1 protein-coding gene is annotated in these 1,588 nt (G+C 65.7%); it reads left to right on the top strand.

Annotated elements, in window-relative coordinates:
• Positions 1–1,588, top strand: a 1,588-nt coding sequence (locus OC450_RS28830; RefSeq protein ID WP_262049120.1) for a DUF5801 repeats-in-toxin domain-containing protein, incomplete at both ends; no start/stop codon positions are given.

The raw sequence follows: 1,588 nt of genomic DNA, 5'->3' as shown, positions 1-1,588 counted from the left end.
GTGGCCGATGCGGGAGCGGTGACCTATACGCTGGGCGTGGTTGCGGGCGCGTCCGGTCTGGTCGATACGCTGACCGGCCAGGATGTCATCCTGTCGCTCGTGGGCGGCCAGGTGGAAGGCCGTACGGCCGTGAGCAGCGATCTGGTGTTCACGGTCACCGTGGATGCGACGGGCAATGTGACACTGGACCAGCTGCGGTCTGTGGTTCATCCCGACGCCACCAATCCGGACGACAGCACGACGCTGTCGGCGGCGAATCTGATCACGCTGACGGCGACGGTGACCGACGGCGACCTCGACACCAACCAGGCGACGCTGAACATCGGGCAGTCGCTGACCTTCCTCGACGACGGTCCGAGCATCTCGGTGAACGAAGAGGCGCCGACGCTGACGGTCGACGAGACGGTGCTGGCGACCAACGCGACGGCGAGCTTCGCGGGCGCGTTCACGCCTGTGTTCGGCACGGACGGCCCGCTGGATGCGAATCATGACGGTGTGGCCGATGCGGGAGCGGTGACCTATACGCTGGGCGTGGTTGCGGGCGCGTCCGGTCTGGTCGATACGCTGACCGGCCAGGACGTCATCCTGTCGCTCGTGGGCGGCCAGGTGGAAGGCCGTACGGCCGTGAGCAGCGATCTGGTGTTCACGGTCACCGTGGATGCGACGGGCAATGTGACACTGGACCAGCTGCGGTCTGTGGTTCATCCCGACGCCACCAATCCGGACGACAGCACGACGCTGTCGGCGGCGAATCTGATCACGCTGACGGCGACGGTGACCGACGGCGACCTCGACACCAACCAGGCGACGCTGAACATCGGGCAGTCGCTGACCTTCCTGGATGACGGCCCGAGCATCACGGTTACGACGACGGCGGCGCCGGCGGATGCCCTGGTGGTCGACGAGACCAACCTTGCGATCAACGCGACGGCGAACTTTGCCGACAACTTCTCGGTGGTGAGCAATTACGGTGCGGACGGTGCCGGCTCGATCGCGTCGGCCTATACGCTCGGCGTCAAGAGCGCGAGCGTGGATTCCGGCCTGATTGACGTTGACACCGGACTGCACGTCCTGCTGGTGCTGAACGGCAATACGGTTGAGGGCCATGTCGGGCCGACGGCGATGCTGGCCTTCACGGTCACCGTGGATGCTGCCGGCGTCGTGACGCTGGACCAGATGCGGGCGCTGCAGCATCCGGATGCGACCAATCCGGACGACACGGTGACGCTGTCGGCGGCGGACCTGATCACGCTGACCCGGGCCGACACGATCACGGACGGCGATGGCGATACCGCCACCAGCTCGTCGAGCATCAATATCGGCCAGGCGCTGACCTTCCATGACGACGGTCCGAGCATCACGCTGACGACGGCGGAGCCGGCGGACGCCTTGGTGGTCGACGAGACCAACCTTGCGATCAACGCGACGGCCGACTTTGCCAACAACTTCGCTGTGAGCGGCAGTTACGGTGCAGATGGCATCGGCTTGATCGCGTCGACCTATACGCTCAGTGTCAAGAGCGCGAGCGTGGACTCCGGCCTGATCGACGTTGCGACCGGGCAGCACATCCTGCTGGTGCTGAACGGCA

This window comes from Bradyrhizobium sp. Bra78 (assembly GCF_024519855.1).
GTDB classification, from domain to species: Bacteria; Pseudomonadota; Alphaproteobacteria; order Rhizobiales; family Xanthobacteraceae; genus Bradyrhizobium; species Bradyrhizobium japonicum_G.
The sequence above is the reverse complement of the archived record's forward strand: the minus strand, read 5'-3'. Positions and strand labels throughout refer to the sequence as shown.